At 66.0% G+C, this 8481-nt stretch carries 4 protein-coding genes and 1 pseudogene; 1 reads left to right on the forward strand and 4 read right to left on the reverse strand.

All coding sequences use genetic code 11. The annotated features are described in order from the left end of the window. Nucleotides 1-6: 6 nt before the first annotated feature. The 3 genes from DNJ95_RS12980 to DNJ95_RS12990 form a co-directional block, all read right to left on the reverse strand. Nucleotides 7-2265, reverse strand: coding sequence for a TonB-dependent receptor (locus DNJ95_RS12980; RefSeq protein ID WP_131185157.1), 2259 nt, complete (start codon nt 2263-2265; stop codon nt 7-9). A 398-nt stretch (nt 2266-2663) separates the two neighbouring features. Then, nucleotides 2664-4241: an alkaline phosphatase D family protein gene (locus DNJ95_RS12985; protein ID WP_131185158.1), complete on the reverse strand. Its 1578-nt coding sequence runs from the start codon at nt 4239-4241 to the stop codon at nt 2664-2666. A gap of 42 nt (nt 4242-4283) precedes the next feature. Then, the gene (locus DNJ95_RS12990; protein ID WP_131185159.1) at nt 4284-6557 is read right to left on the reverse strand and encodes a TonB-dependent receptor; all 2274 of its coding nucleotides are present in this window, start codon (nt 6555-6557) and stop codon (nt 4284-4286) included. A 407-nt stretch (nt 6558-6964) separates the two neighbouring features. Between DNJ95_RS12990 and DNJ95_RS12995 the strand changes: the two genes are divergently transcribed. Beyond that, a complete protein-coding gene (locus DNJ95_RS12995) occupies nt 6965-7975 on the forward strand; it encodes a P1 family peptidase (RefSeq protein ID WP_131185160.1) in 1011 nt (336 codons plus the stop codon). A gap of 126 nt (nt 7976-8101) precedes the next feature. Here the strand turns inward: DNJ95_RS12995 and DNJ95_RS13000 are convergent. After that, nucleotides 8102-8481, reverse strand: a pseudogene (locus tag DNJ95_RS13000) (Rpn family recombination-promoting nuclease/putative transposase); the annotation flags it as partial.

Below are 8481 nucleotides of genomic sequence, written 5' to 3' on the forward strand. Positions count from 1 at the left end.
GCGCCCTCAGTAACGGTAGGAGACGCGCAGGCCGACGCTGCGCGGCTCGCCGGCGGCGGCGACGCTGGTGCCGGGCAGGAAGAAGTTGCGGGTCAGGTCGTATTCCTTGTCGAGCAGGTTGCGTGCCCAGATCCCGGCGCTCCAGTTGCCGTTGCGCGGCGTCAGGCTGAGGTTGGCGTTGACCAGCCAGTAGGGGTCGAGGTTGTAGTCGGAGCCGAGCAGCAGCAGTTGCTTGTATTGGCCGCGGTAGCTGAAGTTGGTCTCGGCGCGCAGGTCGAACTCGGCCACCGGCCAGGTGTAGGCGATGGAGCCGCCGTAGCTGAGCTTCGGGAAGCTCAGTTCGTCGCCTTTGTTGTTGTCGTACACCTCCGTGCCCGCGGCGACGGTCTTGGCGCTGTCGGGGGTGAAGAAGTCCTCGGTGTACTTGCCCTTCTTGTAGCCGAGGTACTGCTGGATCTCCAGGCCGTGCAGCGGCTGCCAGAGCAGTTCGAGTTCGCCGCCGACGATGCGCGAGCGCGGCGCGTTGACGAAGGTGCCGACCAGCGAGCTGGACTGCGGGCTCCACACGGTGGAGAGCACCTGCTGGTCATGGTAGCCGTAGTAGAACAGCGCGCCGTTGAGGCGCAGGTTGTCGCTCAGGTCGCTCTTGAAGCCCACTTCGAAGGCATTCACCGACTCCGGCTCGAAGGCCTCCAGCGCCAGCACGTTGCCGCTGTTGTGCGCCGTATAGCCGCCGGACTTGTAGCCACGGCTGAAGCTGGCGTAGAGCAGGCTGGCCGGTGACAGTTGGTACTCCAGGGCAAGCTTGCCGGAGGTGCCGTTGTTGGAGAATGAGGTGTGCTGCGGAAAAGGATTGACGTTGCTGCCGTCGAACTGGGTGCCGTCGATGAAACCGGAGAAGTAGTCGTCCAGGCTGCGTTTCTCGTACTCCTGGCGCAGGCCGAGAATGCCCTTGAGGCGATCGTTGAAGGCGTAGTCCAGTTGGCCGAAGGCGCCGACGGTCTTCACCTTCTGCACATAGCTGGTGCGAGTCATGAAGCCCAGGCGGTCGCCGAAATCCGAGTTGAACTTCTCGTTGAGCCGATCCTGCGAGTAGTACAGGCCGCTGACCCAGTTCAGCCGCTGTTTCTCATCCGAGCCCAGGCGCAGCTCCTGGGTGAAGCTGCTGACCCGGTCATCGAAATATTCATCGGAGTCGGCATAAGCGGTGGCATCCCAGTCGCCCAGTTCGCGGCGGCGCAGTTCGTTGTAGGCGCTGATGCTGGTCAGCAGCAGGTTGCCGTCCAGGTGCCAGTTGAAGGCCAGGCTGGCGCTGCTGTTGGTATTGTCGACGTGGGGCTTGGCGCCACCGGATACTCCAGCCGCTGCGGCGAACTCCGGGCGCAGGCTCCAGCCGGTGTGGCGACGCTTGCTGTCGGCGCCGATGTGGCGGCCAGCCTGGTTGTAGTCTTCGAACAGGCGCAGCCCCTGGCCTTCCGACTTGTCGTAGGCATGCTGCAGGGTCAGGTGGGCATCGAGGGTGTCGCTGATGTCCCATTCCAGTTGGCCGCGCAACGCCAGCTTGTCCTTGTCGCCCAGTTCCTGACCGGTTTCGCGGTTCTTCTGCCAGGCGCCGCCCTGGTCGGTGATGAACGACAGGCGACCGCGCAGATTGTCCGCCAGCGAGCCGGAGACGAAGCCCTCGGTGCTCCAGGCGTTCCAGGAGCCGTATTCGGCGTCGATACCTGCTTCTAAGTCACGGGTCGGACGATGGCTGATGAAGTTCACCGTACCGCCGGTGGTGTTACGCCCATACAGGGTGCCCTGCGGGCCGCGCAGCACCTCCACGCGGTCGATGTCGAAGAGCAGGCCCTGGGTCTGGATCGGCAGGGCGAAGGCCACGTCATCGACGCTGACGCCGACGCTGGAGGAGTTGTTCGAGGTGTAGTCGATGAAGCCGATACCGCGCAGGCGGAACTGCGGCTGGCCGCTGCCGAACGCCGGTTCGATCTCCAGGCTCGGGGTGGCGTGTTGCAGGTCGTTGACCGTGCTGACGCCCTTTTCCTTGAGTTCGTCGCCGCCGATCACCGAAATGGCGGCACCAATGTCCTGGGCCGCCTCCTGGCGGCGCTGCGCGGTGACCACGACTTTGGGCAGGGCCGGGTTGCCGGCTTCGGCGGCGCTCTGCGGCTCCCGGGGTTCGGCATGGGCCAGCCCGGCGCAGAGGCCGCTGCCGGCGAGGAAGATGGCGGCGGCCAGGTGGGCGGGGCGATGGGGTATCGACATGATGGAAGGCTCCTTGGTGAACGGCTAGGTTCCCTGGCGCGTCCGGGTGTGGCGTAGCTGGGCATCGGTAGGGCTTGAGCAAGACCTGTGCCATTTCTCAACTTATTGAAAGTTATGGCTTTTATTGATGTATACGATGGGCGTTGCTGATTTTTGAGCAGCACCTCATGCAGTCTGCTGGGGAGCCGGCAGGCCCAGGCTGTCTTCTGCGCCGCGCATCCGTAGGCGCGGACTTACCCGCGAGGCGGTTGCAGCGCTATTCGCGGCCAAGGCTGCTCCCATGGATGGAGGAAATGCGTAGGATGGGTTGAGCGTAGCGATACCCATCTGTGATCGGCCCCGATGGGTATCGTCGCGATGCTCCTCAACCCATCCTACGGGCTGCCTGCGCCCGTCCCTCAACCGGGGTGCAGTCGAGGGTCACCGCTTTCCACACTGAAGCGCTTGAGCGTGGCGAGGCTGGCGTGGGGATCGGCGCGTTCGGAGATGGCTTGCATGCGCACCTCCAGCCGGGTGCGGTCGAGGTCGAGAGAGAGGTAGCCACGGGAGCGGCTGTCGTAGAAGCGTACATGCGGGTTGACCGGCATGATCGCCTGGACGCTCTCGTAACTCGGGCCGTTCGAGGTGATGGAGGTGCCGACCAGTTCGGTGGCGACCCGTGGCGACTGCGGGTCTTCTGCGCGCAGGTGCAGGTGGTTGGCCCAGAACGAGTGATAGTCGCCGCTGAGAATCACCGGGTTGGCCACCCGGCTCTGATGCAGGCTTTCCAGCAGGCGGTCGCGGGCGGCCTGGAAGCCGTCCCAGTTGTCGGTCCAGTAGCGGTCTTCGTCCGGCATCGCAGCGGGGATGCGCAGCGGCGCCACCAGCAGGTTCTGCGCGATCAGTTGCCAACGGCTGTCGCTGTTGCGCAACTGATCGTAGAGCCAGCGCTCCTGGGCGAAGCCCAGCAGCGTTCGCCTGGGGTCGCGCAAGTCCTGGCAGGTCGCCGGCTCCAGGTGGCCCTTGCCATGGTGCGGGGCGACAGGGCAAGGCTGCCGTGAACGGTACTGCCGACCGTCCAGCACTGGCAGGCTGGCCAGTTGCCCATAGCGGAAGCTGCGGTAGATGCGCGGCCGCCCGTCCGCTTCACGCGCGGGCCGGCGCAGCGGCAGGTTCTCCAGGAACGCCTGGTAGGCGGCCGCGCGGCGGCGTATGAATTCGGCTGGGCGTACGGCTGGATCCTTGGCGTGCTCTCCGGAATAGTCATCCTGCACTTCGTGGTCGTCCCAGGTCGCCAGGCACGGGGCTGCGGCGTGCAGGGCCTGCAGATCCGGATCGCTGTGGTGCAGGGCGTAGCGGTAGCGATAGCCGGCGAGGTCGGTGGCCTCCGCTGCGCCATAGGGCCGAACGAGGTCGGCGGCGCCCGTCGGCAGGCTGTATTCGTAGATATAGTCGCCGAGGAACAGGGTCAGGTCGGGACGCTCTTCGGCCATGTGCCGATAGGCGCTGAAATAGCCGCGTTCCCAGTTGGCGCAGGAGGCGACCACCAGGTGCAGGCGTTCGGGGCTGGCCGTCGGCGAGGGCAGGGTGATGGCCCGGCCGCTGGGGCTGACATCGCCCAGGGCGATGAAGCGGTACCAATACTCCCGGCCCGGCCGCAGGTTGTGCAGTTCGACGTGCACGGCGTGACCGAGCAGGCGCAGCGCATTGCTCTGGCCACGCTGCACGATGCGCCGGAAGTTGGCATCCTCGGCCACCTCCCAGGTCAATGGAACACGGTTCGGCAAGCGTTCTTCGTTGCCGGGATAGAGCGGTAGCGACGATAGGCGAGTCCAGATCACGAAACCGTCGTGGGCCGGGTCGCCACTGGCGACGCCCAGGCCGAAGGGATAGTCCTGGCCCGCCAGGGCCCTGCCATATTGCAGGAACCACGGCGCAGCGGCGGCGCCGGCCAGCAGACGCAAGGCCTGCCGCCGGCCGAAGGTGTGAGAGGGCATGGGGGGATTCCATGGAGAAACGCGGCCCGCAGGCCGCGAAGATCAGAAGAAGCGGTAGGTCGCCTCGACGCCGAAGTTGCGCGGCTCGCCCGAATGGGCCATTTGCGCGTTGGACAGGAAAGAGCCTTTGTAGAGGTCGTATTCCTTGTCGAACAGGTTGCGGGCATAGAGCGCCAGCTCCCAGTTTCCACCCTGCGGGGCCGCGGCGAGGCGGGCGTTGGCCAGCCAGTAATGGTTGGTACTGCGCCCCGTCGTGCTGCTGTTCAGGGTGTCGTGGTAGGCGTAGTCGAAGCTGCCCGTCCATTCGAGCGGGCCGAGCACACGGTTGTAGCGCAGGGCGCCGCCGTAACTGGTTTCCGGGAAGTTGGTCAGATTGTCGTTGTCGAAATTGTTGTACACCGGGAAGGCATAGCCATTGGCTGCCGTGGCACTGCTGTCCAGCCCCTGGAAGTCCTGGTAGCGGCCTGCCTTGAAGCCGATGTACTGGGAAATGTTCAGGTTCGCCAGCGGCTGCCATTGCAGCTCCAGCTCCGCCCCCCAGATTTCCGAACGGGGGATGTTGATCAGGCGGCCAACGTTGCCGACATCCTGGTTGATCCACACCTGGGACTGGTACTGCTGGTCGCGGTAGTCGTAGAAGAACGCCGCACCGTTGAGCCGCAGCGCCTGGGTCAGGTCGCTCTTGAAGCCGATCTCGTAGGCCAGCAGTTTCTCCGGCTGGAAGGGTTCGGTCAGGCTGCTGGCCAGGGTGGCGTTGGTGTTGTAGGTGGTGAAGCCGCCGGACTTCACGCCACGGCTGATGCTGGCGTAGAGCAGGTGGCCGACGGCGGGGCGCCATTCCAGGCCGAGCTTGGCCGAGGTCTCGTCGCTGCGCAGGCTCTGGTCGAGTGCCGGGGCACGGTCGTTCAGGTAGCCAGTGACGTAGTCGTTCAGCGTGCGTCGCTCGTGCTCCTGGCGCACGCCGAACACCAGCGTCCAGTCGTCGGCCAGGGCATAGCGGCCCTGGCCGAACAGGCTGATGGTTTCGGCCCGCTGGCCATACTCGGTCAGGTAGATATTGCCCAGCCCGCGGTACTCGGAGAAGTCCGAGAAGAACTGCTCGTCCAGGCGCTCGCGGGCGTAGTAGCCGCCCACGACCCAGTCCAGCGGGCCGTTGCCCTCGGACGCCAGGCGCAGTTCCTGGGAGAACACCTTGATGACGGTGTCGAAGAACTCGTCGGACTGGGCGATCGCCGAGCCGTCCCAGTCGATGTATTCGTTGCGGTCGAGCCGGTTATAGGCGGTGATGCTGGTCACGCTCAGGTGGTCATCCAGTGCCCAGTCGGTCGTCAGGGAAATGCCCTTGCTGGTGTTGTCGCGATGCGGCTTGTCGTCCAGCGACAGGCCGGTGGCGGCGGCGAATCCCGGGCTGACGCCCCAGCCGGTGTAGTGCTGGCGGCGATCCGGGGCGATGCTGGCGTAGTTGGTCTGGCCGCTGATGTTGCGTGGCAGCAGGCCCTGGTACAGGCGTGCGCCACGGCTGTCGGACTGGTCCCGCCCGTAGTTGGCGATCAGGTTGAAACGTAGTGCGTCGCTGGCGTCCCATTCCAGTTGGCCGCGGAAGGCGTTGATGTCCTTGTCGCCGAGTTTCTGCCCGGTGACACGGTTTTCCTGCCAGGCGCCGCCATCCTTGCCCGCATAGGACAGGCGGCCGCGCAGGGTGTCGGTGAGTGGCCCGGAGACGAAGCCTTCGAGGGTCTTGTAGTCATTCGAGCCGTAGCCGACCTTGACTTCGGCTTCGGGCGCCCGGGTAGGTTTGCGGGTGATGAAATTCACCGCGCCGCCGGTGCTGTTGCGGCCATAGAGAGTGCCTTGCGGGCCGCGCAGGATTTCCACCCGGTCGAGGTCGAACAGCAGGCCCTGGGTCTGCACGGTGAAGGGGTAGGCCACCTCGTCGACGTACACGCCGACGGTAGAGGTGTTGTTGGTGGCATAGTCGCGCAGGCCGACGCCGCGGATGCGGAACTGGGTCTGGTCGCTGCCGTAGGTCGGGTCGATCTCCAGGTTGGGGGTCTGGTACTGCAACTGGTTGATATTGGTGATGCCGCGCTCCTGAAGGTCCTTGCCGGTGAGCGGGGTCAGCGCCACCGCGACGTCCTGGGCCTGTTCCACGCGCTTCTGTGCGGTTACGGTGAGCTTGGGCAGTACCGCTTCCTCCTCGGTGGCCTGTGCGGCCAGGAGGTCCGGGGCTTGTATGGCCAGCAGGATGGCACTGGCCAGTACCGGCAGGCGAGTGCCTGAGGCGTGTAGGGGGAGCAAGGCTTTGCGGGTATTCATGGGCAGATTCCTTATGTCGTGTGCGGGCCGTGGCAGGTGGCCGGTAACCCGTTCGGAGGCCGCTCTTGGTAGAGTGCCGGGGGCAAAGCACGCGCTGTGCCAGCATCGCTGGAATCCGCCAGAGTCCCTGTCGGCAAAGGTTCTTGCAGTTTTGTGACGGAGTGGGGTGTCGTCGACCGTTTGTCTGTTTTTCACCAGCGCGATGGCAGGCTGCTGGCTAAACAGCAGCCCGGGCGGTGCTTATGGGTGCGCGCCCGGGCTCTACAGTCCGTTTTCTGGCTGGAGACAATGCGTCTACGTCCAGCCGTCCGGCCTCCAGCGCTTTTGTCTGCTCTGTTGGGCGATAGCGCGCCCCCTGGCACGCATCTGGCTTTGCCGAAACCCTTTTTATCGCTGGAGCGTTCCGTATGTACCACCCAGGCCCTCGTAACCTGATCACCGATGTACCCGGCCTGCTGGTCGGCAACCTGACGGATGAGCGTGTTCGTAGTGGCGTGACGGTACTGCGCCCGGACAGGGCCTGGCGGGCCGGGGTGGATGTGCGCGGTGGCGGCCCGGGCGGGCGCGAGATCGCCGCGCTGGAGCCGGAGAACATGATCGGCGAGTTGCATGCGCTGGTGCTCAGTGGTGGTTCGGTGTTCGGCCTGGCGGCGGCCGATGGCGTAGCGGCGGCGCTGTCGCTGGAGAATGTCGGGGTGCGTGTGCAGCCCTGGACGCCGGCCATCCCGGTGGTGCCGGCGGCGGTGTTGCACGATCTGGCCAACCATGGCGACAAGGACTGGGGGCTGGAGCCGCCTTACCGGCGCTGGGGCGGCGAGGCGCTGGCCGCTGCCGACGAGGATTTCCAGTTGGGCGCGGTCGGTGCTGGGCGCGGGGCGCTGGCGGGTACCCGTCCGGGCGGCCTGGGTTCTGCTTCGCTGGTGCTGGGCGAGGGGCTGGTGGTTGGTGCGCTGGTGGCGGTCAACCCGGTCGGCAGCGTGTATATGGACGATGGCCGGACCTTCTGGTCCTGGCCCTGGGAGATCGACGGGGAGTATGGCCGGCGCCGCCCGCCGACCGATGCCTGCCACCGTGATCCGATTCCCGAGCTGTCGCGGCTGGAATCTCTCGGGCGCCTGCAGGCCGGCGCCAACACCACGCTAGCGGTGGTGGCCTGCAACGCCGAACTGAGCACGGCCGAGTGCAAGCGCCTGGCGATCATGGCCCAGGACGGGATCGCACGGGCGATCCGTCCGGCGCACCTGCCGTTCGATGGCGACACGGTATTCGCCCTGGCCAGTGGCGCGCGGTGTTTGCCGGAGGGGCCTCGGCGCCCGGTGCAACTGTCGCTGCTGGGCTCGGCGGCGGCGGACTGCCTGGCCCGCGCTATCGCGCGCGGGGTGTACGAGGCGGGCAGGGAGGTGGAGGCCAGGATTTAGCGCCATGCCTGTCGGCATACGGGGGCTGTCTGCGGAGCGAGCGGCTATTCGAGCCTCAGCATCCGGCGCCGATGTACCCCGCGTTGTGTCCGGGGGCCCGGACTGCCTGGCGGTCGCGCCCTGGCCTTACCCCTTGACAGCATCCTCGCCGAACACTTGCTCCAGCCGCTCGACGAACAATACCTGCTCGGACCAGGTGGCAAGTTTGGCCTCATCGGCGCTTTGCAGGCGCTGTTCAAGAGCATCGGGCAGTGCGCCGAACTTGAGCTGCAACTGACGACGCAGGGTGTCGGCGCGGCCTTCGATTTTCCCCTCGGCCTTGCCTGCCAGACGCCCCCTGGCTTCTGCCTCCGCCTTTTCCGTCACCTCGTCATGCAGTGCGCGCTCACGCACGAAGGCCAGGCGCCGGGCTTCGTCATCGTCGGAGAGTGCTTGCAGGCGCGCGTGGGCCTTCTTGACTGCCGGGCTTTCGATGCTTTGCATGAGGACGTCCTCCTGCCAGTGCT

Origin of the sequence: Stutzerimonas kirkiae, from assembly GCF_004327335.1 — a bacterium.
Taxonomy (GTDB): domain Bacteria; phylum Pseudomonadota; class Gammaproteobacteria; order Pseudomonadales; family Pseudomonadaceae; genus Stutzerimonas; species Stutzerimonas kirkiae.